This window comes from Bacillus sp. MM2020_4, from assembly GCF_011250555.1.
Lineage (GTDB): Bacteria > Bacillota > Bacilli > Bacillales > Cytobacillaceae > Neobacillus.
The window spans coordinates 65,181-89,608 of the sequence record NZ_JAANMZ010000014.1; the positions used below are offsets into that span (position 1 = coordinate 65,181).

At 37.3% G+C, this 24,428-nt stretch carries 25 protein-coding genes, 3 pseudogenes and 1 riboswitch; of the genes and pseudogenes, 14 read left to right on the forward strand and 14 right to left on the reverse strand.

Annotated features, from left to right (window positions below; all coding sequences use genetic code 11):
• Window positions 1-45: 45 nt before the first annotated feature.
• On the reverse strand, window positions 46-1,062 hold the full coding sequence (locus G6554_RS11410; RefSeq protein ID WP_166241863.1) for a LacI family DNA-binding transcriptional regulator: 1,017 nt from the start codon (window positions 1,060-1,062) through the stop codon (window positions 46-48).
• Between the two features lie 326 nt (window positions 1,063-1,388).
• Between G6554_RS11410 and G6554_RS11415 the strand changes: the two genes are divergently transcribed.
• Window positions 1,389-1,865 carry a hypothetical protein gene (locus G6554_RS11415; RefSeq protein WP_166241865.1) on the forward strand — a complete coding sequence of 159 codons (477 nt, stop codon included), beginning with the start codon at window positions 1,389-1,391 and terminating at the stop codon, window positions 1,863-1,865.
• Window positions 1,866-2,017: 152 nt separating this feature from the next.
• On the opposite strand, the gene G6554_RS26005 is transcribed toward G6554_RS11415, so the two are convergent.
• From G6554_RS26005 to G6554_RS11425, 3 genes are all read right to left on the reverse strand, one after another.
• Window positions 2,018-2,143, reverse strand: a complete 126-nt coding sequence (locus G6554_RS26005; protein ID WP_278187246.1) for a hypothetical protein — start codon at window positions 2,141-2,143, stop codon at window positions 2,018-2,020.
• A 104-nt stretch (window positions 2,144-2,247) separates the two neighbouring features.
• A complete protein-coding gene (locus tag G6554_RS26010) occupies window positions 2,248-3,429 on the reverse strand; it encodes a sigma 54-interacting transcriptional regulator (protein WP_278187247.1) in 1,182 nt (393 codons plus the stop codon).
• Between the two features lie 286 nt (window positions 3,430-3,715).
• A complete protein-coding gene (locus G6554_RS11425; protein ID WP_166241867.1) occupies window positions 3,716-4,585 on the reverse strand; it encodes a hypothetical protein in 870 nt (289 codons plus the stop codon).
• 512 nt (window positions 4,586-5,097) lie between these two features.
• Between G6554_RS11425 and G6554_RS11430 the strand changes: the two genes are divergently transcribed.
• From G6554_RS11430 to G6554_RS11450, 5 genes are all read left to right on the forward strand, one after another.
• A complete protein-coding gene (locus G6554_RS11430) occupies window positions 5,098-5,655 on the forward strand; it encodes a competence protein ComK (protein ID WP_166241869.1) in 558 nt (185 codons plus the stop codon).
• Window positions 5,656-5,733: 78 nt separating this feature from the next.
• On the forward strand, window positions 5,734-5,961 hold the full coding sequence (locus G6554_RS11435; RefSeq protein ID WP_166241871.1) for a helix-turn-helix domain-containing protein: 228 nt from the start codon (window positions 5,734-5,736) through the stop codon (window positions 5,959-5,961).
• 164 nt (window positions 5,962-6,125) lie between these two features.
• Window positions 6,126-6,389 (forward strand): helix-turn-helix domain-containing protein, encoded by a 264-nt coding sequence (locus G6554_RS11440; protein WP_166241872.1) that lies wholly within the window; start codon window positions 6,126-6,128, stop codon window positions 6,387-6,389.
• 98 nt (window positions 6,390-6,487) lie between these two features.
• On the forward strand, window positions 6,488-6,706 hold the full coding sequence (locus G6554_RS11445; protein WP_166241874.1) for a DUF1659 domain-containing protein: 219 nt from the start codon (window positions 6,488-6,490) through the stop codon (window positions 6,704-6,706).
• A gap of 42 nt (window positions 6,707-6,748) precedes the next feature.
• Window positions 6,749-6,967, forward strand: a complete 219-nt coding sequence (locus tag G6554_RS11450; RefSeq protein ID WP_166241876.1) for a DUF2922 domain-containing protein — start codon at window positions 6,749-6,751, stop codon at window positions 6,965-6,967.
• 52 nt (window positions 6,968-7,019) lie between these two features.
• On the opposite strand, the gene G6554_RS11455 is transcribed toward G6554_RS11450, so the two are convergent.
• From G6554_RS11455 to G6554_RS26020, 3 genes are all read right to left on the reverse strand, one after another.
• The gene (locus G6554_RS11455; RefSeq protein WP_166241879.1) at window positions 7,020-7,460 is read right to left on the reverse strand and encodes an SRPBCC family protein; all 441 of its coding nucleotides are present in this window, start codon (window positions 7,458-7,460) and stop codon (window positions 7,020-7,022) included.
• 110 nt (window positions 7,461-7,570) lie between these two features.
• A complete protein-coding gene (locus G6554_RS26015) occupies window positions 7,571-7,693 on the reverse strand; it encodes a hypothetical protein (protein ID WP_278187248.1) in 123 nt (40 codons plus the stop codon).
• Window positions 7,694-8,195: 502 nt separating this feature from the next.
• Entirely contained in the window at window positions 8,196-8,321 is a 126-nt protein-coding gene (locus G6554_RS26020) for a hypothetical protein (RefSeq protein ID WP_278187249.1), read from the reverse strand.
• Between the two features lie 48 nt (window positions 8,322-8,369).
• Window positions 8,370-8,455, reverse strand: a riboswitch (cyclic di-GMP riboswitch).
• A gap of 278 nt (window positions 8,456-8,733) precedes the next feature.
• On the opposite strand from G6554_RS26020, the gene G6554_RS11460 reads away from it, so the two are divergent.
• On the forward strand, window positions 8,734-9,651 hold the full coding sequence (locus G6554_RS11460) for an LCP family protein (RefSeq protein ID WP_347564296.1): 918 nt from the start codon (window positions 8,734-8,736) through the stop codon (window positions 9,649-9,651).
• Between the two features lie 200 nt (window positions 9,652-9,851).
• Here G6554_RS11460 and G6554_RS11465 read toward each other — a convergent pair whose 3' ends face one another.
• Window positions 9,852-10,463, reverse strand: a complete 612-nt coding sequence (locus G6554_RS11465; RefSeq protein WP_166241881.1) for a DUF1643 domain-containing protein — start codon at window positions 10,461-10,463, stop codon at window positions 9,852-9,854.
• 367 nt (window positions 10,464-10,830) lie between these two features.
• On the opposite strand from G6554_RS11465, the gene G6554_RS11470 reads away from it, so the two are divergent.
• The 5 genes and pseudogenes from G6554_RS11470 to G6554_RS11485 all read left to right on the forward strand — a co-directional run.
• Entirely contained in the window at window positions 10,831-13,644 is a 2,814-nt protein-coding gene (locus tag G6554_RS11470; RefSeq protein ID WP_166241883.1) for a hypothetical protein, read from the forward strand.
• A 13-nt stretch (window positions 13,645-13,657) separates the two neighbouring features.
• Window positions 13,658-16,405, forward strand: a complete 2,748-nt coding sequence (locus G6554_RS11475) for an amidohydrolase family protein (protein ID WP_166241885.1) — start codon at window positions 13,658-13,660, stop codon at window positions 16,403-16,405.
• Window positions 16,406-16,665: 260 nt separating this feature from the next.
• A pseudogene (locus G6554_RS26340) lies at window positions 16,666-16,821 on the forward strand (hypothetical protein); the annotation flags it as partial.
• 91 nt (window positions 16,822-16,912) lie between these two features.
• Complete coding sequence (locus G6554_RS26345; RefSeq protein WP_166241887.1) at window positions 16,913-17,233, forward strand: IS3 family transposase; 321 nt, start codon at window positions 16,913-16,915, stop codon at window positions 17,231-17,233.
• 40 nt (window positions 17,234-17,273) lie between these two features.
• Window positions 17,274-17,576 (forward strand): annotated as a pseudogene (locus G6554_RS11485) (DDE-type integrase/transposase/recombinase); the annotation flags it as partial.
• A 27-nt stretch (window positions 17,577-17,603) separates the two neighbouring features.
• On the opposite strand, the pseudogene istB reads toward G6554_RS11485, so the two are convergent.
• The 3 genes and pseudogenes from istB to G6554_RS25735 form a co-directional block, all read right to left on the reverse strand.
• Window positions 17,604-18,376: pseudogene (gene istB / locus G6554_RS11490) on the reverse strand (IS21-like element helper ATPase IstB).
• A complete protein-coding gene (locus tag G6554_RS25730; RefSeq protein WP_242637766.1) occupies window positions 18,373-19,341 on the reverse strand; it encodes a hypothetical protein in 969 nt (322 codons plus the stop codon). Before G6554_RS25730 ends, istB begins: the two are co-directional and overlap by 4 nt.
• 6 nt (window positions 19,342-19,347) lie before the next feature.
• Window positions 19,348-19,800 carry a hypothetical protein gene (locus G6554_RS25735; protein ID WP_242637767.1) on the reverse strand — a complete coding sequence of 151 codons (453 nt, stop codon included), beginning with the start codon at window positions 19,798-19,800 and terminating at the stop codon, window positions 19,348-19,350.
• Between the two features lie 199 nt (window positions 19,801-19,999).
• Here G6554_RS25735 and G6554_RS11500 point away from each other — a divergent pair, with 199 nt between their 5' ends.
• Complete coding sequence (locus G6554_RS11500) at window positions 20,000-20,248, forward strand: transposase (RefSeq protein ID WP_166241755.1); 249 nt, start codon at window positions 20,000-20,002, stop codon at window positions 20,246-20,248.
• Window positions 20,245-21,294, forward strand: coding sequence for an IS3 family transposase (locus G6554_RS11505; RefSeq protein WP_166241892.1), 1,050 nt, complete (start codon window positions 20,245-20,247; stop codon window positions 21,292-21,294). The genes G6554_RS11500 and G6554_RS11505 overlap by 4 nt, the downstream gene beginning before the upstream one ends.
• 327 nt (window positions 21,295-21,621) lie before the next feature.
• On the opposite strand, the gene G6554_RS11510 is transcribed toward G6554_RS11505, so the two are convergent.
• The 3 genes from G6554_RS11510 to G6554_RS11520 form a co-directional block, all read right to left on the reverse strand.
• A complete protein-coding gene (locus G6554_RS11510; RefSeq protein ID WP_166241894.1) occupies window positions 21,622-22,449 on the reverse strand; it encodes a glycosyltransferase in 828 nt (275 codons plus the stop codon).
• A gap of 22 nt (window positions 22,450-22,471) precedes the next feature.
• Window positions 22,472-23,584 (reverse strand): glycosyltransferase family 4 protein, encoded by a 1,113-nt coding sequence (locus G6554_RS11515; protein ID WP_166241896.1) that lies wholly within the window; start codon window positions 23,582-23,584, stop codon window positions 22,472-22,474.
• A gap of 19 nt (window positions 23,585-23,603) precedes the next feature.
• The coding region (locus G6554_RS11520; RefSeq protein WP_166241898.1) for a hypothetical protein at window positions 23,604-24,428 on the reverse strand (825 nt) is incomplete at its 5' end.

A 24,428-nucleotide genomic window follows, 5' to 3' on the forward strand; every position in this document is an offset into this window, starting at 1 on the left:
GAAAACAGCCTCATCCACGTAAAGAATGGGGCTGTTCATTTCCATTTACCTCTTCATTAATCTGCAAGAATGCCTGATAATCAATTCTGGAGGAATGGAATACTTTCGTTTCGGGATATTGTCTTTATAATGAATGCGATCATGCAAGAACATGAAGGCAATTTCCCCAACCGTATTCATGGGCCGGGCCACCACAGTAAGCTTCGGGTTCAGGAATGTTGCTATATCGACATCATCAAAGCCAACGAACGACACCTCATCCCCTAGCACCCAATTCAATTCATTCAATGCCTTCATGCAGCCAATGGTCATTAAGTTATTCGATGAAAAAATGGCAGTGGGTCTTTCCTCCAGCTTACTTAGTTGCTTTGTCGCTGTATTCCCACTGTATTCTCCAAAATCCCCTTGAACGATAAATCTATCATCAAGAGGGATAGTATAATCCTCAAGCGCCTTTTTATAACCAAGGAACCGCTCCAAGCCCGGCGTTGTATTTTGTGGACCGCAGATGATCGCTATTTTTCGGTGCCCTTGCAGGATCAGATGTTGGACTGCCTGATACGATCCTTGCATATTATCCACCAGTACAGTATCTACCTCGAAATTTCTGATGCTTCGATCGACTGCAACAACTGGTATATTCTGCTCCCAAAGCAGTTCCAGATGTTCACCATCTTCATTTGCGGTCGTAATGATGACTCCATCTACACCTCGCTCTAAAAAGTTCCTGACAATTTTCTCCTCAATAATAGGAGACTCATTCGTGCTGCTTAGAATGGTGAAATAATCCTTCTCACGGGCCTTCTTTTCTATTCCAGCCATCACTAGGGGAAAGAAGGGGTTTTTAATGTCAGGCACAATGACACCAATGGTTTTGGTATCCTTTCGTTTCATGGTTCTTGCAGCAGCACTGCGGATATATCCCAGTTCCTTGATTGCTTTAAGAATCCTCTCTTCGGTTACCTTCCTCACCCCACCCTGGTTGTTAATCACCCTTGAGACCGTCGCAATTGAAACATCAGCCAATCTCGCTACATCCTGGATATTTGGTTTTGACTCCATTTTGCATAACCCCTAGAATAAAACGTTTAGATTTTTACTTAAAAAAATGCTTTATTATAAATAAAGTCTTATAAATGGCAGAAAATATAAACGTTTAGATTATTGTATATGAAATGACCCTAGCATCTTTTTTACCTTTAAGCAAGAAATTATCATTCACCAATTGAATTAATTGAAATGACTGCCTTTCTGTAATGGGGTTACCCCTTCGCCTAACCAGATATTTTACCGTCCATTCGCTAGTCTGATGCTAAATGAACCACACTATAAAAGAACTTGGTTTAATTTATAAAAATGTGCGTAACATAATTTTTAGAGGTGGCATCATGAAAAACTCAAAATTATTCTATATAGCTTTACTCATTTTACCTTGGCTTACAGTACCCTTTTTAGGTCGAAATTCATTTAAAAAATATCTTCCGGCTGCACTCTTTATAAGTACAGTCACAAAAGCAATAGATTTATTCGGTGAAAAGAAAAAATGGTGGAAATTTTATAAAATGGGACGACCTTTGGACACTATGGACTTTTTTAATTTCGGCCCATATTTTGTTACAAGTCTTTGGTCTTTGAAATTGACTTATGGCAAATTTCCATTGTATTTAATTTGTAATCTCATTCTTCACATTTGTTTTATCTTTTTAGGTGGAGTAAAGCTTGTAGATCATTTCAAAATATTTTCTTTGAATAAATTAACCAAAATGCAATATCTAGGGATCGACTTTTTAAGAGCAGTACTTCTGTATAGTTTTCAATTCATAAATAATCTGAGTCATCAAACAAAAAGGTTTGATAATGCGTAGCCCCAAAAAAAGAGAAGTGCGCTAACACTTCTCCAACTGTATCGTCAGGGTGATGGTTGAGAGGGACGCTCTCCGTTTAAACAACCATCAAGGGCCACCGCACAAAAAATTAAGCTGTGTAAGGGGCTGATTCCATAGCCCCTTATCCCTGCTTATGCTGTAAATTTATCGTCCGAAATAAATGCTGAAGGTGCAGCAGGAACTCCCTTTTTTAACTCTACCTTATTAACAATTAAAAATGTAACCATACTTGCAACACACCCGGCTATCACTGCCATAATGCCGAAAGGCTCCTTCGCCAATTGCCATCCCAGTCCTACAATAGTTCCTAAAACAATAGAGTATAAGCCAGCCTTTGGAGTAACCTTTTCCCATACCAACCCTAGTAAATAGGCAGCAAATGGACCAGTTGAACGAAGAGTAAAGGCGAAGGCATTTCGCCGATTTCATCTAAAAAGATGGTTCCTTTTTGTGCCAGTTCAAATTTTCCTAGCTTTCCCTTACTATTTGCACCAGTAAATGCCCCTCTATCATATCCGAATAATTCACTCTCCAATAAATTTTCCGGGATTGCGCCGCAATTGACCGTAATAAATGGATGCTCCCGCCTTGGGCTAGAAAAGTGAATGGCTCTTGCAAACTCCTCCTTACCCGTACCGCTCTCACCCTGAATTAAAATGGTCGAATCAGATTGCGAAACTTTAAAGGCATAATTTTTCACCTCTTCGATTTGAGAACTAACACCAATAATTTGATCAAATGGTTTCCGTTGATCTTCCGTAGCCATTTCCGCTAAACTTTGCATTTCATTCACATCTTGAAGACTAATCAGATACTCCATATTTCGCTGCCCGTTGGTCGACAACTTTTGCTTGGTTAAAAATAAGGACCTTTCACCCCTGCTGGTAGCTAACGTAACGGTTTGATTCATAACCCCTTCATTCCAGACAAATTCCTGAAGGATCTGTTGTATATGCTGTGGTACCGTTTTATTTTCTACTGCTAATAATGACTCTGCTTTTACATTCATTTCATTTAATGTACCTCTATCATCAAGCACAATGATTCCTTCATTTACTAAGTTCATCAATTTAACCATTTTTTCTGAATTACTCGTAAGGTGCTGAAGGGAAACGTGTAAATGTAATTTACTAGAAAGTAGGTCTGCCATTTTCCCTAAAAACGTCAAAATCCCTTCCGTATTTTCAAAAAGCCGATGCCTTTGTTCCTCGTTAAAAGCCAATAGCCCAATAACGCCAATTGCCTGGTTTTCATAGGTAATGGGAGCGCAAATCTCTCCTGTCTCGGAGCAATTCTGGAAGAATTGGCATCTTTCACACACCTCAGCAAACCCAGGATTTGATATGATGACTGGCTGCCCCGTTCGAATGGCAGATTTATAAACCAAATCCCCCTCCATTTTGTGAAGGACACTTACCCTTTGTTCCCCGGTACCCGCTACTCTTATAAAATGATGATTTGCTATTTCAACCTCAATCTTTAAAACAGCTGCAATAGCGTCCGCAATACTTTGAACGACAGGCTGAATATTCATCAAATCCATTTTTTCACCCCTAATTAGATGACATCACGCTCTCAACTAACTTTACTTTATATTCTGAATATTATCATAACAATAATTCCTTTACTATGATAATTAACTAGGTAACACTTCACCCCTTTATTTGAATAGAATTCTCCCATTGCTCCATTCTCCTTTATCACAAGTGGTGGCTGTCACCATCAGTAAAACTTATGTAGAGATTAGCCGTCAATCTTCGCTAACAATCTTCAATAGTAATTTATAAAATCTAGTAACCTACAAAAAATAGCATACGACGACAGGACTTCTACTTCATCCTCACACTTCCCCCATGCAGCCAATCCCACTCAAAGGTCTGGCCATTCACATGATACAGATGTGGTCTATCTTCCCTATCACCTTCCACATGCATATCTTTTAACCGCACATCATAATACCGATAAAACTTCTGTTTTAAAATCCCATAAAAATAAGCAATCGGTTTTCGGACAACCTTTGTAAACTTTAGTTTTCTAATCAATTGGCGGAAGGATTCAATGGCGATTCCCACAATGACACCTGTTTCTTCCTGGAGTCTATAGTCAAAAGCTAAAATGTGAACCATATGCCAATAGTCTTCCATTAACTTGGCATCATCGAAGAAACATCTAACAAACTGGACAAATTCTTGTGGTACACGGTCACTCACAAAGGTGTGATCTAATGGAGACGGTTCTTCTTTACGTTTTTTTATCTCTTGATCTTTTTCAGTTTTTAAAAGATGAGTAGTTTCTTTCAGGGGGTTCAATGTTTCTTGCTTGGGTGGTTCACTTACGGGAAAACGATTAAACACATAGAGATTACTCGACTGTGAACCATTGCCCCGTTCCGTTTCATAAACAGTGAAAATGCCTAATCCTTTTGCTTTGCCGATCATCCGTTTAAAGGTGGAGCGGGAAATCCCGTTGTCATGGTATTCGTCATGAATCGCCTTTAACACCGTGCCGATTTTGGCATTGCATACGCCAGGAATTTTCGCAGCAAAACGAACCAGCCGTTTTAAACCGACTAGCTCCCCTTTTGAAAAATCAGTCTTGTGCTCTAGTAACCACATTTGCATATGATAATTAAACTCTTTCAAACTTGTAAATTTCGAATACTGGTCAAATCCCTCTATCCTACCTGATTTTACATTCATCGTTTTAAGCCACCCTTCACCACTTGTTTCCGTTTCCGGCTTCTCCATGATATCGGGCTATCAAATGTAAATCGAATCGCTAAAAATCACATTTGGTGCTACTCTTTAAACGAAAACCCCTGTTTTTGCGTTCAAAAGTGATTTTTGAAGCCGATTTTTGCATTTTTGGTCGTTTTTCTATCGATTTTGGAATGGGAGACTATTCTTGCGATCCATGAACATATCTTGAAAGCACTGTTAACAAAATTGTCAAATTCTGACGTTCTTTGTATACTCCGGTTTATAGTAAAAAGGAACTATTTGTAATTTAATAGTAATAGAGATAAGCGCTTCCATGTTATTCACCAGAATATCTGAATCCATCGGTAAAGCCCTTAAGCCCCGATCGGAAACATGTAGCAAAGAGGTGAAGATGATGTAATGGGTATAGCAGCTATTTTCCCAGCATACCCCCATGAAAAATGGGCAATCAAATTAAACGTTATTTAATAAAATCACTAGGAGATGAATGTATGAGTATGGATCCATTTTATTTAGTCGATAGGAACGTGATTTTAATGACAGGTGAATATGACAACCAGGGAAGGTTTTGTGCACGGGTCATGATTGGAAAGGATACCCTTCTCGTAGATCGGACACCCGTTCAATTACTGGATGATACTTTAAAATATATTGGCTTCGATTTGAAGGGCGCCCTTGAAGGGGCCAAAGCGATTGTCGGGGAAAAATATATGCGACCAGTCTTGGTCAATCCCTACAAGGAGATTTGCTTATTTCCAAATATGTCCCCCAAGAAGGAAGATTGCGTCTGGTTTAATCCCGACCATATTATCACAGCAAAAAGTAGAGGGTACAAAACAGAAGTTGAGCTTAGCAATGGCGTTTCCATTTTAATTGATTCGAAACTAGGCTGTTTTAACACAAAACTACAGCGTGCCTTTCAATTGAAGCGAACTTCAACTGAAAGAGGGAACCATCCAAATCCAACAAACTCCATTATTAATCTGAAACAAAGGAACCCTTTCTCCAAGTCGAAAGATGGGAAATACAACTTTGGTTCGTTAGCGTAGAATCGTGGATACATACAGGGGACAATATGCAGTTCAATAAATCACCATACATAGAACGGCTCAGTGAGGAGATGTAGTTTGGAAAATCACCATTTGCCCTATATCGGAACAGAATTAAAAAATTTAAGAAAGGATAAAAACTTTACACAGCTGGAATTATCCTGTCGCTGCCATATCAATCGCCCACACATTAGTAGTATTGAAAGGAATGTGAAACAGCCTATGCTCAGAACCATCTTTTTACTTGCAGCCGGTCTTGGGATGACGGCATCTGAATTGGTGCAGGAAATAGAAAAATACCTTTAAAGATGGCGCTATTTACAGAAGGATGGCTTCCTCACCTTTCACTCTAAAAGAAGCAAAGGGATCAATCTTTCTTCCATTTTCGAATAAGGAAAATCGGAAAATTTAGTATGTGTTAAGGAGGACTTTTTTATTATCAAATAGACGTTAAAAGGGGGAATTTCCTTATGCACCATAAGATTCTGATAGGAGCAGTTATAAAGAGAAATAGATTAATCCATAAGATCTCACAGGCAGAGTTAGCTGAACGCAGCTCATTAAGTCAAATCACAATAAGTAAATGTGAACGGAACATCAGTGAACCAAGTTTTGAAACAATCATTAAATTATCCCAAGCATTTAAAATGAACGTTTCAGAATTTGTCAGTGAAATTGAAGAGAGCGTAAGATTAACTTCAAATCTAGATGAACCGATGGCCCATTACCCATGATCATATCTACTTCCTTTTAATCTACAGAAATATTTAAACCTCCCCTGTCCTTTCTGCCGCCTTTTATCTATATAAAAAGCGAAAGGTGGTGAGGGACAATGGCACAAGCATTATTAGAAGGAACGAAGCTTCGCCTGGTGTTTGAAGCAGGCATTGATGACGAAGGCAAACCAATCCTAAAAGCAAAAACATTTAACAACGTCACAAAGGCAGCCACTGCGGAGCAATTATCACAGGCTGCTCAGGCAATCGCTGTTTTATGCACTGACAAGCTAAACAAAGTGGAGCGCAATGACAGCTCTGAAATCATTGGCTAGTACTCTATCTATTGAAAAATTTAACGCTAGGAGGTGAAAAAGATGGCAAAGACATTAGAGTTAGAATTCGGCACTGAACTTGGCAAGACTGCCCGTATTTCAGTCGATAATCCGAAAGAGCCAATTGATGAAGAGGTTGTAAAACTGTCCATGGCTCAGATTATTACATCTGAAGTGTTTACAACAGCTAGCGGCAAGATGGTTGCGGCGAAAGGTGCCAGAGTAATTGAACGAAATGTAACAGATTACGAACTTGCTTAAATCTAGAAAGAGGCCGGGTTCATCTTGAACCCGGCCTCTCTTATTGTAGAACCTAGGAGAATACTGCAATTTTACGTGCGATAGATTCTGTTAAACGGGAAGCTACTTTTGGAACAGCCCATTTAATAACGGGTGTTAACACCGTACCCGTTATTCCACCAGCACGGACGTCCACCGTACACGTCATTACTGTTTTACCATTAACATTTTCTGCAGCAAAGTGACCGCTTCCGGTAAAATTATCTGATAAACCTGTTAGTTCAAACTTAATAGTTGATGGCTCATTCCATTCGGTAATGTCTACCTGTGCCTGGATAGTTTTTTTCATATTTTTCACACTACCCTCAAACGTCCAAATGGATTGTTTGGCATTTATGATTTCATGTTCTTTATAGGCCGGAACTGACGTTGCCCATTTTTCAAGATCACTGACATAATCCCAAACTGCTTGCACCTCTACAGGGATTTCTACTGTATGTGATCCTGTCGCCATTATAATCCCCACTTTCACTATGTATGATTTTGTAAATTTGCATTTCACAAAATCATTATTACATAAAAAACATACACGAACATCGTTACTTATGCCTAACTTTCCTTTTTTCAATCCTCTTCCCGCTTTATGGAAGCTAAACATGCTTTAACTGCTTCCCTTCCCTTTGGAGTACAAGCAACATGGTAACCATGCTTTGCTTTGTTTTCGCCGGCTGTCTCAAGCCTCATCATATTTTCTTCACTTCCCTCTCGATCCGGTCAGTTTTTCCTCTAAATGCATGGTTGTGTAGCGGTTATCCACAAGAAATGGCCATTTTATTCCGCCTCTCCCTGATTGCACAGCCAGCTCATTCTGTCTGCACTACTCAACGAGAGTGAACCAGCACCTTGATGCAATGTCTCTTTAAGGATGATGCCTTTTGATAAAGAATCATACAAAAATACCTCCTGAATAAAAATGACACAACCGAAGGTGTGCTCACTAATTATTCAGAAGGCATAGTGGAAAATAGTTTGTCATTTACTGGTGCATTTCTTGTCATTAGGTAGTTAATAGCATCTCATGAGTTGTATTTTTTATTGGTCGTACTCTTCTATCAATCTTTGACAAAAATTAATGTATGACACGAGTAATCATTCATATAGTAGCTCAGCCAAAAAGAGCAAAATCAACAAAGGTTATGTTTACACCTTCAATGTTCGTAATACTTTAAAAGGTTAATATCATTTATCGCTAAAATGCCTTTTCCTGATAAAAAGCCTCTGTTTGCTTGTCACCTTTTTTTGCTGCCATCATTAAACTCATAATGAAAACCATAGCAGTCGAACCAATAACTAAGCCACTAATAAAAATAAACAAAGTGTACCCTCCCATTTTTTAGTCATAATTCGTAGGAAGGTGATCATATTCGGTATCTGGCTGGCTTAGTCCTTATAACCTTAGCCCCTATAGTTTTGCGTCGCCATCTTTCAATGGTTTTGCCCTTTCGTACGAACTATATATGTATATTATACCAATAATTACTATTAATAAATAGTACCATTACCCTATTTATAAAGATAATTACAAGTCTAATAAACTATTCAAATAAAAAAGAAGGTAATGTACGATTATCCTAATAGATTCATATTGAATCACCCATCCAAAAATAGTAAAATTAATCTACTTGTTTAAAACTAGGAATCGACAGAGTTCTATACTCAGTAATGGAGGATAAAATGGAAAAAAAGAAGAAGAAACGTAGATTAGTCTTTTAGGAGTCATCGTATTAGTGGTTGGGTTCCTTGGCTATGAATACTATCAATTACAGCCGAAAAATCACTTTAATACCGTTCCCGTAGTTAGTTCGGGGAAAAAGGCTGATACAAAACAAACGAATGAAAAGGTTGAAATAAAAGAGCCAGTCTTTAACTTACTATTAATTGGGTCTGATGAAAGAAAGGGTCAAAATATTGGCCACTCTGATTCTATGATGCTGGTTCATGTTGATTTAAATAGGCACAAATATAACGCCATTAGTATTCCTCGTGATATGCGTGTTCATTTAGACGGTTATGGGTATACAAAGTTAACAAGCGTTCAATATATCATGCAAGCTACAAAAGGTGCCCAAAAGGGTGTTGAGGCCGCTGTTACCGCGGTTAGTGAGTTAACTGGTGTTCCAATTAATTACTATGTTGAAACCAATTACAGTGGCTTTCAAGCAATGGTGGACGCGGTTGGCAGTATTGAGATGAATGTACCATTTGATGTGAAATTAACCCATCCTTGGTATGCTGAAAACAAGGATAAAGTAATCAGCACTGGGACACATACTTTTGATGGAAAAATGGTGACAGAGGTTGTCCATGAACGTTACTCTTTAGCTAATGGCGAGTTCGGTCGTCAAAGATTGCAAGAGGAAGCATTAAAAGGTATTGCAAAGAAGGCCTTAAGCCCAAGTAATGTGACCAAGTTGCCTTCGTTAATTAAATCAATTGATGATTTTGTGATTGCCACCAATATGTCAACATCAGATATGTTAAGTCTTGGTCTAACAGCAAAGAATTTTAATCCTGATAAACAATTTACGTATCAACAATTACCTGGTACAGGTCAAAAACTTTATGATGATATCTTAAAGGCAAAAAATTCACAACTAGTACTTGATCAACAAAGAATGAGCGAAATCATTTCAGCAAACTTCTAGTAATTTATTTTTGAAAAATTGTATAATAAGCAGAAAAGGCTGTCTTGGGAAAAAACTAAGATAGCCTTTTTTCTATAATTCTTTTAAACACTTCACACATATTTTGTATTACTCCTGTCAATCTTCGACAAATTTCGAGGCGTGACAGTAGCACGGTAATAAGCATCGGGATTAAAAAAGCTCCTTTTCTAAAAGATTGATTAGATTACGATTCCCTCGTCCATTTGCAGTTGTTGGACAATTTGTTGAAAATAGTTCTCCCTGTGTGCTGGAATCCTTGGGTATGGGTGATAGTACATCAGTCTGCCATTAGCTTTTAAGCCAAATACTTTAACATTGGATTCATGAATAGCTGCTATCCATTGACTTTTTAATTGTTGAAGTGCTAAACCCTCTTCGGTACTCCATGCAAGTAACACCCACGGATGGTTTTCTTCCTGGAAATGCTGGATAATATTTTGGTTGGTTTCAAATGATTTCATTAACAAGTCCTTCTGCCTTACTGCATCTTTAGAGGATGTATTTTGAAGGGGAAATAGATTATAAATATGAAAGCGTCCTTCGAGAGGCAATGTTTTGGAATTTTGCAAGATTTCTGCCAACCTTTTCATAGTTTTATCCGGTAACACCTCCCCGGTTTTTTCACTTTCATCAATGATGATCGATTGATCTATAAAGCTTGCTTTACCAGGATTCAGCATAATTGTTGAACCTATTGAGGAACATGATATTCCAAATTGAAGAAATGCTGCTTTTCTGCAAATGTAATCATTACTTTTATAGAATGTACCGTATGCTTTAAAGTTGTTCATCTCTTTCTCCCTGCTTTCCAATTAATAAGAAATACATTCTAGAAAAATAAAGCAAAATCCTTTTTCTTACCATAAGAAGCTCAAACTCCTATGAACAATGGGACACGGCGACAAGAGTTGAACGGGGGTCTGACCCCGAAATTTCTAGTAACACTGATTGCTAAAACTGCAACCATCAGGGTGGTAGTTGTCGGTGTTTTGTTTTGTTTTGTTTTGTTTGACCCACCCCCTTTTCTTCCTATGAACTGCACCCCAAATCTTCAAACCTTTTCATTACGAAGCAAAAAGAATTGTTTTCGCTTTTCATTAAAATGGTAAAATAGAGCTATGATTCCAAATGCGTACATATCAAGTAAGGAGCGTTTTCATGGTGAACCAAAAGACTGTATTACCAGTAACAATAGGGGTTAGGGAGCTGAAGCCTGAACAAGCTGAACAACTCCTTCCTGGTTATAAGAGAATTGCACATCAAATTGAACTTTTCCGCAGTGAAGCAAAAAAAATCCGTGAATCCATAATTAGGACGAATGATTCCAATTTTAGTAATAAACAGAACGGATACCGTGAGCACTATAGCGTCGATAACACCATTTCTATTCTAGGTAGTCGTGGATCCGGCAAGACTTCTGTCATGCTTACCTTTAGGAAGGAACATTACGAAGATCCTAAAAACAAAGAAATCGACATTATTTTACCGTTAATTGTGCCGGAAGATATGAGTGATGCCAACGACACATTGGGTTGGTTTCTTGGCTATTTAGGGCATGAGGTAGATAAAATTGATGACAAATACAAATCGGCCCGATTTAATTCCCATGCCAATAACCAATATGACCAATGTTTACATAAAGAAAGAAGCCCATTAAAGGACAGGTATAATCGTTTATTGAAAAGCTATATAACGCGGAAAGATCAATATTATGAGATTATTCAAGGCAAAAATGTTGGTAAGGCAGAATACATAAAAGAAAACGAAGCCTATGTACATACAGATCAGAGATTTGGTAAAGACTTCAGGGATTTTATTCATCAACTAATTGAAACAAAAAAACAGACCAACCCTAAGGAAGGAACAGAACCACTTATTATGGTCTTCTTTGATGATGTCGATATTAGCGCCGAACGATGTCCAGAAGCATTAGAGACCATCCGAAAATTTTTCTCTCATCCGAATATTGTAATTTTCGTATCCGGTGACTACAATGTGTTTTCCGAGGCGATGACGATTGAATTCATGAGAAAAGAAAAGATTGAGGGAAGACTTTATGATAAAATCTTCACCCCTTCCGATAAATCTTCTTTACTAACGGGAAGAAGTAGTGAACAAATCAATACGGCATTAAATCAACGGAAAATTCGAAGTCAGGATTATCTTAAGAAGGTATTACCTCCTTCCTTCCGTTTCGAAATGAAGAAAATGGGGAATGAAGACAAAGCCAATTTTTCCTATCAAATAGAACTTGAAGAAAAGAATTCAGTTCAGGATATTATCCTTAAGGAATTAATAGCAGAGATTTCCTTTCAAAATGGGGGAACAGTCAAAGATGGGATTATTATCCCCTATTACAGAATCTTTGATGAAAATCCCCGTGGCTTGATTAATCCGTTTTACTTTCTATATCAGAAAAGTCAGCAGAGGGATCCTATTTGGGATAAAACTGATTTAGTGCAATTCTTTAATGTTCTTGTGAACTCTTCTCTGCGGTTACGAGAATACAGGCACGACCTTGAGAAGGCCGTACAGATTGGTCTTGGGGCCCAAGCTACAAGAATAGATTATAAATACATTAGTAATCTCTACGAAATGTATAATAGGATCCAAGAGCAGGAAGATATCGCAGAAGAAGAATTCTATGAAGATATGATTACACTCTATCTCTTTGCTGATTTCTTTGAAATACTATGCAAAAGAGCAAAATTGCAACCTTTTCAGGTGGTAAACAAAACAGGCGTACTTGTAAACATTTTGAATAAACCCCATAGTGGAAAGAACATGACAGCAAGAATTTACCCAAATTTGAAACACGATCGTGCGTTAATTAATATTTACCAAAAATTATCTGAGTCTATTTCATTTCATAATTTAAAGGATTTATTTACTAGCTCCAAACCATCCCTTTATTTTGAAGTAAAATACTATAAAACACTTGAGGATAGAAAATTAGATCTAATGAACTTTTTTAGTAAAACTTTTGAACAGGATCCCGAGTGGGTTACACAGCATATTAACTTTTTATTTGAACAAGGCCGGAGCTTCACAGAATTAATCGAGGCAAATATAGATGAACTTTTAGCACATAACTTCTTATCCAAGGATATAGTCCCGAAAGAGCTCCGATCTTTTCTTTATCATACATCTGAAAATCCAGAAGAAATAGAAAGCGAGCTAATACGTCACATAGAGAAACGATCAGAAAGATATCAATTGCATAACTCAGAAAAGTTGGAACTCATATTTGACGAAATAGATAGCGAAATGTGGAGTTTGGAGAGATCTATTACTGATGATGGTCCTAAAGATAATGATATTGACCGATATAAAGAACTTTGGGAAGACATGATCACATTAAGGATAGCAAGTGAGTTAAAAAATAGAGAGAATAAGAGAAATCATAAGTCACTTTTTGAAAAAATCATCCTTATTTTTGATGAACTGATTGAGGAAGGAAAGTTACTCTCCCTCAAGAGACCATTCTCCGAAGAGCATTTTATGCTGCTCTATCAACTTCGGGATCTGTCACCAACAGCCATGATTAGTGATAGATTTACTAAGGCCATCTACCAACTACGCGAACATAACTATGACATCGATATATTTCGTGATATCGTTCAACAAATAGTCGCAGTAGTTGAGCGTGAAATTTCCAGACGTCCTAGTATCTTTGAGGAGAATTTTCTTGAAAGATTTCGCCACTTGCAAAGTAGCATTTTACAAGAAAAAGCGGATAAAGAAGAAAAGCCAAGTGATGAAATTAGGTGGGGAAGCTTGGCTGCCCTATTAATAGACTATGCCTCCTTTTATATCCATCTAAAATCATGGGTACAAAATCAAAAAATAATTGAAAATGATGAACTTAAATACTTCCGTGACATTAAGGATAAACTTCGAGAAAAGTATGGAAATAAACGGACTTCACTTTCTCGATTTGAGGGTTATATCATTCAAAAATTGAATCATTGAGGTGGCAAAGAAAATGCTTCGTGAAAAAATGGACTTACGTATCAAAAGCCTTTTGCTGCCGTTTACTGATTTTTCTTTTTACAAGCGGGACTTAATTGCCGAGCTTGCCAAGAGTAGCAATACTGTCCAATACCATGATTTCTTTGAAAAAGAATTGCTGCAACAGGTTTATCCCATTTTCAATCGGACAAATAGAATCTACAATTTAGATGAAGTGAAATTATTAATTAAAAAGTACTTCCCACAAGAAAAGCTTTATCGGACAAGCTTTAAAGGGGAAAATGTATCCCATTACTATTTGGAATATTTGTCGCAAATAAGCCATATTTTCTTAACCCATCGTAATGGGAAGATCTCTTTGAAATACTGGAAAAGTGAAGATGAAGATGCGCTCCTCGGTCCATATAGCGGCTTGAATAAAGTGGCGATGTGGAACTCTATGGATCGTATGTTTACCACTGAAATATTAGTCATTCTCTATCTTTTAAGAAATGGAATGACAGATGAAGTGTACCTAAAAGGATATCATACCAATGTCCATTTGGCGGATACACAGTTAGAGCAGGTGTTAAGCCGCGGGGTTGCAGAAACCCATATGCACTTAAATGCCGGGGGCAATTTTGGTATGAACTGGCTTGGAATGATGTCCCCCATAAATAATAGTTACGATTCGAAAGCAACCAACGAATTTTATGACCAAGTGATCAGCAAGGACTTTGAACTGCAGCCATATATTCGTGCGATGGTCATTGTCCGGATTCTCCTTGCCAATTACTTAAAGTTTTTTGAACAGAATGCAACTAGCGGACAAGGACTATATCATTTTTATCAAAATCAGGAATTGGAAGATCAACTACCGATTCCACTCTTTTTAGAACATATTTATAAAGGAAAAGAATTACATGGAAAAAGCCTTGACTTTGAGGGAATCTATCAAGACCTACAATTGCGTTATCAACTTGTTGCTGTAAAACTAGGAAGTGAAAGTGATTGGAGACGTTCCGCAGCACAGGCTGATATCATCCACACTTTACTAGATGCCTACGGGCAATACAACACAGTCGAAAATCTCTTTCTATTTAAGTGTCTTCGATATATGATCACTGTTCCATCGGACAATTACTTTGCACAGATCTTTTGGCAATATCTTCGAACGAAGAATGAAACGTTTCAGATCTATATTCAGGCAAATCAAATTCGGGGCCTAGATAACTTTATTCCCTATTGTGCACGGGCCACGGAACATGCGGACAAGGGATTAATTATTCATCACCAATTACAGAATCCTTTTTTACAAAAAGTAGAATTACGTATGACCACGGGTGGAAATGTCGGAGATAGCAAGGAAACTGTGAAAAAGAAGCTAGCTAGCAGGGTCAAAGAGATTCTTTCCTATTACAGAGACATTATAGGTGATATTAACAGTGAGAAGCGCTCCATTCCTAATTTAGGCATTGTTTTTCACTTTATTAAAAAAGAAGATGAAAACGGAATAGAAAAGTGCTGGCTGGAATACAATCCATTCCTCGGGAGTGATTCTTCAGGGCAAACCCCGTCTCTTGACAATGCCAAACTCTACTTCAGGCAGCGGCAAGAGGATTACCGAACCGAAATGGCGGCTGTTCGGGAATTGCGGGAGTCCATCCCTGGACTATCTGATTTTATAGTTGGGATCGATGCTGCCGGATCCGAACTTGCAGTAGAACCATGGGTATTCGCTCCCGTATTTAAAGAAGCGCGAAACAGTACAACCCATAAATTATTGTACAAAGGTGCAAAAGGCCAGCGGATTCGTAACCTTGGTCTAACCTATCATGCTGGGGAAGACTTTCGTCATCTACTGACCGGAATCAGAAGAGTCCACGAGGTGATAGAACATTTCCAATTCCATGCTGGAGATCGAATAGGGCATGGTATCTCCTTAGGAATCAACCCAAAAAACTGGCAAACTCGAAACCGCGTAGTCATCTTGCCTAGAATAGAACACCTGGAGAACTTACTTTGGGTATGGGGAGTCTATAAAGACGGATATGGCGTCAAGATCGATGCAACATACTTGGAACAGGAAATCCTATCGCATGCCGAACAAATCTATAAAGATATGACAGGTATTACGGTTTATAATCTTTGGAAGGCATATCGAAAAAAGTTTAAAACCTTTGAATTTAGTCAAACCATGGATGTAAGGCAAGATGACAAAGATACAAGCCAAATCTATTGTCCATATGTTAAAAGCACCAACACTTGGAATGAAGAACGCCTTACATATGCCCAACACTGCAAATGTTACCTCCATTCCATGAACGAACCAATAGAAGTGGAAGTGAGCCAAAAGGACATATCCATTATTGAACAAATACAAAAAGTCGTAAGAGAAGTGGTAAGTCGCGAAGGAATCGTGATTGAGGCTAATCCAACTTCCAACACTACAATAGGAGAAATTGAAAATATCTTTGAACATCATATTGCCACCCTTAACCAACGGGGCCTGCAGCCGAGTTCAACTGTAGATAACGGTTTAATGGTTTCAATCAATACAGATGACCCCATCGTCTTCAACACCAACATCAATAACGAAATCGCCTATATCTTTTACTCCCTACTTGACAAAGGCTATTCTCGTGATGATATTTTGGTTTGGATTGATAAGGTCAGGGAAATTGGTATTCAGTCTAGTTTTGTAGAGAGCAGACAAATTCGATATTCTCAGCGTATAAATGAACTCAATAAAATAATTACACAGTTAGAGGAAGATTATTAGTACATCCAATAAATATCCTTTCATCGAAATCAATGGAAGGATATTTATTTATATAGTTAATAAAACACCTATCAATCTTCGACAAGTTTCGGGATGTGACAGTTGGTTGACCCCCTTATAATGGACATATAGTATAGATAAAAACACGACATATCTACATTTTAAGGGGGAAAACTAGAGTGGCAAGAAAACATACAAGTGTCGAAGTTAAGCTAGGAGCTGTACTTTAGGTATTAGATGGAAAGAAATCAGTTAAGGAAGTTGCGGACGGTCTAGATTTTCACCGTGATACAGTTAATCGTTGGGTTATTGCATATAAAGAAAGAGGACAAAACGGCCTTGAAAATCCTAACGCCCATAGTGCCCCTCAATCCAAAAATAGTAGTCAAAAAGTTAGAGAATTAGAGAAAAACTAAAAGAAATAGAATTGGAGAATGAGATATTAAAAAAGTTCGAGACCTTTCTCAAAGAGAACGAATAAGTAAGAAATTTGAAGCTATTTCGTACTTGAGAAAGGATTACTCAGTCAGCCTTCTATGTAAGGTATTAGGAGCCTCTAAAAGTGGTTATTATGCTTATCTCAAAAGACCCAAAACACAAATATCTTCTAAAGACCATGAGTTACTAACCAAGATAAAAAGGGCATATTCTTTTCACAAGGGAACCTATGGTGCCAAAGGAATTGCAAAATATATATCTTCTAAAGGAACACTTGTTAACCATAAAAAAGTAGCCCGCATCATGAGAGAAGCAACTATCAGAGCAACCGTACGACGTCCAAAGACTACAAAAGAAGACAAGGGCAAGGGCTGTTGGTTATGTCTATGAAAACCTCCTAAATAGGGACTTCGAAGCGGCTCATCCAAATCAAAAATGGGTGACAGATATGACTGAGGTTTTGGTGGAGGGCAAGAAGTATTATATTTCAGCATTAATGGATTTATTTAACCGAGAATTGCTTACCTTACAAGTTAGCTCCAGTCCAAATCAGGAGCTTATTAAAGCTACTATTGAAGCTGCTCAAAAAAGAAGAAAGTTAAAGTCATTAGAGGGCGTTCTGATTCATAGTGATCAGGGCAGCGTTTACCGCTCTTTCGAGCATAATAAACTGGCAAAAAAGTTAAAGTTCACTCCTAGCTGTAACCGTCAAGTAGAAATCAACAGTTTTTAATAAATAAGTTTAAACAGTTTTCATCAATTAAGATTCAACACCTTGATGATTAAATAATAATTTTCTATATTTCATTCTGATGCTGTTCTGTTCCTCACTGAACGTCAAAATTTCACAACGATGAAGGAGACGATCCAATATTGCTGTCGTAAGTGTCGTATCTCCAAGGAATTTCCCCCATTCTCCTGGTCCTTTATTAGATGTAAGTATAAATGCAGCTTTATCATACATCTCATAAATAAACTGGAAGAATAAATGGGCATCTTGCGGTTCATATGCCATATACATGACATCATCTATGATAATCAAATCGGATTGGGTGATACGGTTGTACCTCGTCTTGGATTTACTTATATACTCTCTTGATTTCAATACATAAATCAAACGATCCATTGATATAAAAGAAACCTGGTATCCACGCTCAATAGCGTGAATACCCAGGGCAGTTGATAGATGAGTCTTGCCGACACCGGTCTGTCCCATCATAATTAGCGTAAAAAACTCATCAACCCATGATAGTTGTTTCAATATATTCAGTTGTTTTTCACCAATCGCCGTCTGTTCTTCAAGACGGAAATTCTCAAATGTCAAAGTTTCTGGAAACTCTGCCCACTTCGTTAGTCTTTCAATGTTTTTCTTTTCCCTACAACGCATTTCATGGCTAAGAAACTCCTGGATGAACTCATGATAGGTCCAACCCTTTGCTTCTGCTTCTCTAAGAAGAGTGGTAACTCCTATGCTGTCTCTGCTAGACGTAAGGTTCGACATTTCTCCTGTAGTGATTCGTAAGGTTGGCTCATCTGTTTACTCCTCCCTGAAGGACACTTAAATAAATATCCTCTCTACGTTCAGGGGCAATTAAGGCTTTATATTTCTCATTCAGGGTTCCCGTTTCTATATGTTTCTTTCGGCCCTGTATTTCTAATGAGATGGCAATATCCCTAAAATCATTTGCACTTGTCAGCCGTAAACGTCTCATTTCATTAAGTGTCTTGTCAATGAAAGCTGGATATTTCAGAATGACGGATTGGACAACTTTAAGTTGATCTATCAAATGACGTGGATATTCGTTTGATAGAGTTTCTATTAGCCAATTTGCAGCTTCTTTATCGTTTAACATTTCTTTAATTTGCTGTATTAATAGGTCACGTTTAGATTGTTCTCGTTGCCGATGGGAAGGGTCTGAAATGACTTCACCACTTCCTTTTGCAATTTTATGTTTTGCTAAAGGCTCTCCGTTTTTCTGTAGGCGTATGTATAGATACTCAGTATTTGCGTCTACATAAGCAATGTTTGGCGCTCCTTTTCGATAGGTACCGCGAGGTACACTGTATCGATTTCCATCCCACCGGATAACATTGTCTTTGGTTATGGTTCTTGATATACTAGAATCGAAGATATCTTCAAAAATGTAAGTACCGGAGACCGGATGTAGGTGTGGCTTTTCCAGGGCGAACACCTCCATAGGTCTTTTTTTTGTATTATGATGTACTTTATAATTCCCCGTTCTCTTTAACCAATTTAAACAAGATTCCTGCCAATCTACTAGATTATCGAAGGTACGGTTCTTCGCAAAATTATTCTTTACATACTTCACTACCTGCTCTATTTTCCCCTTCGACTCTGGATCAGATTTCCTACATAGATAGACCTTAAACTTTCTTGTCTGTTGGTACTTAGTGAATTCCGCTGTCATAATTAGGTCTCCTGCATTTTCGCTAACTGCCAGAAGACGGTCTTGGTCGTAGGCGATTTCATTAGACATTCCCCCTTAAAAACGGAAGGCTGTTTCATGCATTCTAATAAGATCTGATGATTGAAATGGTCGGTCGAGCCATTCTACATATTTGTATCTGGAATGAGCGAGTACGAATCCAATAAAGTAGAGCCGCTTGAACACTCCATTCGTTGTAGGGACCCTAATTTGACCAAAATCCACTTGAAGCTGTTGCCCCATTGGAAGATCGGGTACTGTACTATATTCTCTTTGTAATATCACTTTAGGGATATGATAAGCTTCTCGTATCTCGTTAACATAATTTCGTACAGTTCCTTCTGTAACAGAGCTAACGTTCAATTTCTCACCCAACCAGTCCAATACTTGTGCTCCAGAAGGATCAGGATGATCCTTTAACCATCCAAGGATTTCCTCCCGAAAGGGATCTAGCTTTTTACTTCTGCTTTGTATTGAGATTGCAAACGAGTAAAACTCTTCTGGACTCATTCTCCCGTATTCTATCACCCTATTTCTAGATATCTTCAACTTTCTAGCTATCGCGCTATTTGAAAACCCCTCGCTGCGAAAGCCTATGAATCTCGTTGTATACCATCAGTTTTTCCACTCCCGTTTATTCCTCACTTTCAATAGACTAATTAAAGTATATAGAAAGTAGGGTTAATTAAGGTAAACTGTTGATTCTTATTTGTCGAAATCTGTTTATCCTTATTTGTGGAAAACTGTTGATTCTAGTTTATCGTTTACACTTAGCGCAAATGGTGCGGAATCAAATCAAAAGAAACAGCTAAATCAAGAATTAAAAGAGGAGAAAAAACGAGCTAAATCATTAGAAAAAGACTTGCGTAAAAAGGAGAAAGCATTGGCAGAAGCTGCGGCCTTATTACTTCTTAGAAAAAAGGCCCAAGCGATCTGGGGGGACCAAGAGGACGAATGATAAGCCCGTCAGATCGCGCACTAGCAGTAGAACTCATCCAAGAAGCTAACCAAAATGGTGCGCGCTTAGCCCTTGCGTGCAAGGAACTGAACATTAGTGTACGCACGTATGAACGCTGGGTTTCCGAAGGTGGAGTCAAAGAAGATCAGCGTCCTATTGCGCCAAGACCGGAACCCAAAAATAAGCTGACGGAAGAGGAAAAGATGGAAATTCTGGAGGTTGTAAAAAAGGAGGAATTTGCGAATTTACCACCGACGCAAATTGTACCGAAATTAGCGGACCAAAGCATTTATATTGCTTCAGAATCTAGTTTTTATAGGGTGCTTCGTGAGCAAAATATGCAAAATCATCGAGGAAGAAGTAAAAGACCAGAAAGTAGATTACCAGAAAGCCATTTAGCCAAAGCTCCAAACCAGGTTTGGACATGGGATATTACGTGGTTAAAAGGGCCGGTGAAAGGCATATTTTATCGACTCTATTTAATTCTCGATTTATTTAGTAGGAAAATAGTAGGATGGGAGATTTGGGAAACGGAAGAAGCAAAATACGCAGAAGAATTGGTGAAGAAGACAATTGTTAATGAGAAGATTCAGGGTAGACCGTTGGTCCTCCATTCTGATAATGGTAGTCCGAAGAAAGCAGCGACCTTTCAAGTATTACTCGAAAAATTAGGGATCCAAAGCTCATATTCTAGACCAAGAGTAAGCAATGATAATCCCTATTCTAAAGCAATGTTTCGGACACTAAAATATAGACCGGAATACCTGTACAAAGGTTTTGGAACTCTCGATGCAGCACGGGAATGGGCACTGAAATTTGTACATTGGTATAACTGTGTCCATTTGCACAGTGGCACTAATTTTGTGACGCCAGAACAGTGTCATACTGGCGCCTATGCAGAGGTTCTCAATAAGCGAAAAGAAGTCTATGAGCAAGCGAAACAAAAACGGCCTGAACGTTGGACGAGATCAACAAGGGACTGGAGTCCACATGATTCAGTAGCATTAAATCCAATGAAAGAATCATTAGAAAATGGATCCCAATAGATTATCTACAGATATGCTTGAATCCCCTTTACCCTTCTCCAAATAGAATAGAATAAAATTCTGTTCTATTTGGAGAAGGCCAGCAAGCGAAGCGCGGTAGGTATCTTTAAATTAAATACACTAGTAAACAAGGAAAATGCGACAACTATCTTGACAAACACCGCCCCTCGGGGCAAGATACCCTAAACTCCAAGTCTTCCCCCAAATATGGAAATAGCTCAGAATGAAGTGGCTCACTTTTGAAGTGATCACGCTGGCTCAAATTAATATTGACAAATACAGGCAGATCTGTCACTTTTGCATGGCTGTAATCGTTTATTGTAAAATTCATTTCGCTGGTGAGTCCCTTAATATCTTTTTATAAACAATAGCCCTTAATTTATTGGGCAGAAACCTAACTCCACTTCTTATGAATAAATTCCTTCCAAAATCAAATACATTAGTGAACTTTAAATCTAAAAAAACCTTTTGAAGCTTAATCTCACTTAATAAGTATTTAAATCCCCCACGCCGACTATACATAGATTCTCCAGTTCTTACTTTTAGCAAAACATCTTCAATATTTGTTATTTTAAAGTCATTAACTAATAACCTGACCCATAAGAAATAATCCTCGTTCCATAAAAATGGCTGGTAGTTCCCTACAGAAATTACCGCACTTTTCCTAAAGACAACAGACATATGGTTTAATGGGTTTCTATACTTTGCCTTTTTCTTTATTTCTTCATAATCTATTGGAACAGCCCTAATTGAACTAATTTCATCCGGATCATTATCAAATTCAGCTATCCAAGAGCCCAACACTGATATTGTTGAATCCTTCTTCATCGCTTCAATTTGCCTTTCAAATCTATATGGAAGCGAGATATCATCTGTGTCCATTCTAGCGATTATTTCATTAGAACAATGAGTAAGCCCTATACTCAATGCATTGCCAAGCCCTACATTCTTATCTAAACTAACTATTTTAAATAAACCAGGGTACATTTCTATATATTTATCTATTACCTCATTTAATAATTGAGTCAGCGGGCCATCTTTTACTAAGACAACCTCGATAGGAACTAAAGTTTGATCTAATATACTATTTAGGGCAATATCTAGATAAAGAGGATTCTCTTTTTGATAAACAGAAATCAACACTGAAAAACACATTTATAATAAGTCCTTTCAATATTTATAAGATTAACTGACGATATACATCTTCGTATTTTTTGGCCATTACCTTTGCACTTAAATGATTGTTAATTATCGACAATGCATTTTTTGATAATATTTCATTATTAGACATTTTCACCAGATCATCTATTTTTTCTGCCAAATCAGTAGATGAACCTTCGGAAAATATTACTCCAGCTTTACTATTAAAAGATAATAGTTCCTTATGAGGTTCAATATCAGATAGACAAACTGGGAGCCCACTTGCCAATGCCTCAAGAACTGCCATGGGTAATCCTTCTGCATGAGAGGCAGAAATCATATAATCTGCAACTTTTAAGAAATCAGACACATTTTCCACATGCCCAATCATTATAATATTAGGATATTCTTTAATTAACTCCTCACAAGCGCTTCGTAATGGGCCATCACCAATAAAAATAAGAATACTATCGCTCATTATTTTACTTGCTAAAAATCCCTTAATAACAGTTATTGGATCCTTCCGTTGTATTAGGTTTCCTGATGAGATAAATATTTTTTTCTCTAAAGGTAGTCCCAATTCAGTTCTTAGTCTTTGCCTTTCTTCTTCTCTAACTGGTCGATAAATCTCATTATCAATACCATTTTGAATTGTATAAAGTTCTAAATTATGGGTATTTGTTAGATTAGTTATAGTTTGTGAACAAGCGATTGGAAATTCAATTTTCCTAAAAGCATTAATTTGGAAGTAACTCATAATATACCCACGTAACTTACCATATGCTAGTGGATAATCATAATATGGATAATTATGTGAGGTTGAACACCGTTGAAATCCTTTTAAATATTTTGCTGAGATTAAATCTGCTCTTATGCCATGAGTATGAATAACATCAGGTTGGTAATTATTAATAAAAGCCTTTACTTTTATAGCGCCATAAAGTACTCCTGATATTCTAGACATTTTTATTTGTTCAACCTTTATGCCTAACTTAATAAATTCACCAATCCTTGAATCTTCACTCTCGGGAGAGAGTGTAAGAATTGCTAAATTGAATTGATCTTTATTTATATACTTAACGATATTATAAAGAACATTGATAGGTCCTGATCTCTGTAAGGTAGAAGCGATATATAAGATTTTCCTCATCTTAACCCCCGAATTTATATTAAACTGACTTACCCTTACTTCTGTTTATTCGCATTGTTTCAACTAACAATACCCACAGTAGAATATGTCCAATAAAGACAGAATTTAGAACCACCACCGTAGTTAATTCAGATGTCAGACAGAAAAGGCTAATAAAAATATACGATATTCTTTGATTTATATCTTTAAAGGAACGATAAAATATTATTGGAAGTAAAAAAATAATATATTGCAAACCACCTCCAACTATTCCAAATTTTTTAATTGTTAATATATATCCCATATCAATATATTGAGGGAGGTTGTTATCCCAAATATCCCCAAATAAGGGGTTATTTAAAGATTCAATTAGCCAATTTACCATTGAAATTCGATAAGATACACTATAATCGGAATTCGGGCTATTGAATATACTCATAATAATTCTGCTAGTATATTCATTACTCAGAATAACAAGTACTCCTATTGTCAACAGAGGTATACTAATAAATAGAAACTTTCGAACGTTATCTATTAATTGCTTTAATGATTTAATTGGAAAAAACACTGCCAATACTTCAAATAAAATTGCAAATAAAGCGATATTTCTTGAAAAGCCAAGTATAATAAAAGAGAATCCAAAAATCATCCAAATGGTTTTCTTTGTATTAATATGTAGCAATTTACACACTCCATACATAACAAAATTAAACCAAACTGGATTTCCAATAGTGCCGAAAACTCTATCACTATTAAAATCAACATAATAAGAGGCAGTATTTGCTGCAATGAATTCAAATATTGACCAAGTTTTTATCCCAAATAAATTAATTCTTTGAAATATCCCTAAAATTAATTCGAATAC

Bases quoted from the DNA above. Each gene is read 5' to 3' on its own strand.
- G6554_RS11410 (WP_166241863.1), bottom strand. From the start codon at position 1,062: ATGGAGTCAAAACCAAATATCCAGGATGTAGCGAGATTGGCTGATGTT.
- G6554_RS11415 (WP_166241865.1), top strand. From the start codon at position 1,389: ATGAAAAACTCAAAATTATTCTATATAGCTTTACTCATTTTACCTTGG.
- G6554_RS26005 (WP_278187246.1), bottom strand. From the start codon at position 2,143: ATGGCAGTGATAGCCGGGTGTGTTGCAAGTATGGTTACATTTTTAATT.
- G6554_RS26010 (WP_278187247.1), bottom strand. From the start codon at position 3,429: ATGGATTTGATGAATATTCAGCCTGTCGTTCAAAGTATTGCGGACGCT.
- G6554_RS11425 (WP_166241867.1), bottom strand. From the start codon at position 4,585: ATGAATGTAAAATCAGGTAGGATAGAGGGATTTGACCAGTATTCGAAA.
- G6554_RS11430 (WP_166241869.1), top strand. From the start codon at position 5,098: ATGAGTATGGATCCATTTTATTTAGTCGATAGGAACGTGATTTTAATG.
- G6554_RS11440 (WP_166241872.1), top strand. From the start codon at position 6,126: ATGCACCATAAGATTCTGATAGGAGCAGTTATAAAGAGAAATAGATTA.
- G6554_RS11445 (WP_166241874.1), top strand. From the start codon at position 6,488: ATGGCACAAGCATTATTAGAAGGAACGAAGCTTCGCCTGGTGTTTGAA.
- G6554_RS11450 (WP_166241876.1), top strand. From the start codon at position 6,749: ATGGCAAAGACATTAGAGTTAGAATTCGGCACTGAACTTGGCAAGACT.
- G6554_RS11455 (WP_166241879.1), bottom strand. From the start codon at position 7,460: ATGGCGACAGGATCACATACAGTAGAAATCCCTGTAGAGGTGCAAGCA.
- G6554_RS26015 (WP_278187248.1), bottom strand. From the start codon at position 7,693: ATGATGAGGCTTGAGACAGCCGGCGAAAACAAAGCAAAGCATGGTTAC.
- G6554_RS11465 (WP_166241881.1), bottom strand. From the start codon at position 10,463: ATGAACAACTTTAAAGCATACGGTACATTCTATAAAAGTAATGATTAC.
- G6554_RS11470 (WP_166241883.1), top strand. From the start codon at position 10,831: ATGGTGAACCAAAAGACTGTATTACCAGTAACAATAGGGGTTAGGGAG.
- G6554_RS11475 (WP_166241885.1), top strand. From the start codon at position 13,658: ATGCTTCGTGAAAAAATGGACTTACGTATCAAAAGCCTTTTGCTGCCG.
- G6554_RS25730 (WP_242637766.1), bottom strand. From the start codon at position 19,341: ATGTCTAATGAAATCGCCTACGACCAAGACCGTCTTCTGGCAGTTAGC.
- G6554_RS25735 (WP_242637767.1), bottom strand. From the start codon at position 19,800: ATGAGTCCAGAAGAGTTTTACTCGTTTGCAATCTCAATACAAAGCAGA.
- G6554_RS11505 (WP_166241892.1), top strand. From the start codon at position 20,245: ATGATAAGCCCGTCAGATCGCGCACTAGCAGTAGAACTCATCCAAGAA.
- G6554_RS11510 (WP_166241894.1), bottom strand. From the start codon at position 22,449: ATGTGTTTTTCAGTGTTGATTTCTGTTTATCAAAAAGAGAATCCTCTT.
- G6554_RS11515 (WP_166241896.1), bottom strand. From the start codon at position 23,584: ATGAGGAAAATCTTATATATCGCTTCTACCTTACAGAGATCAGGACCT.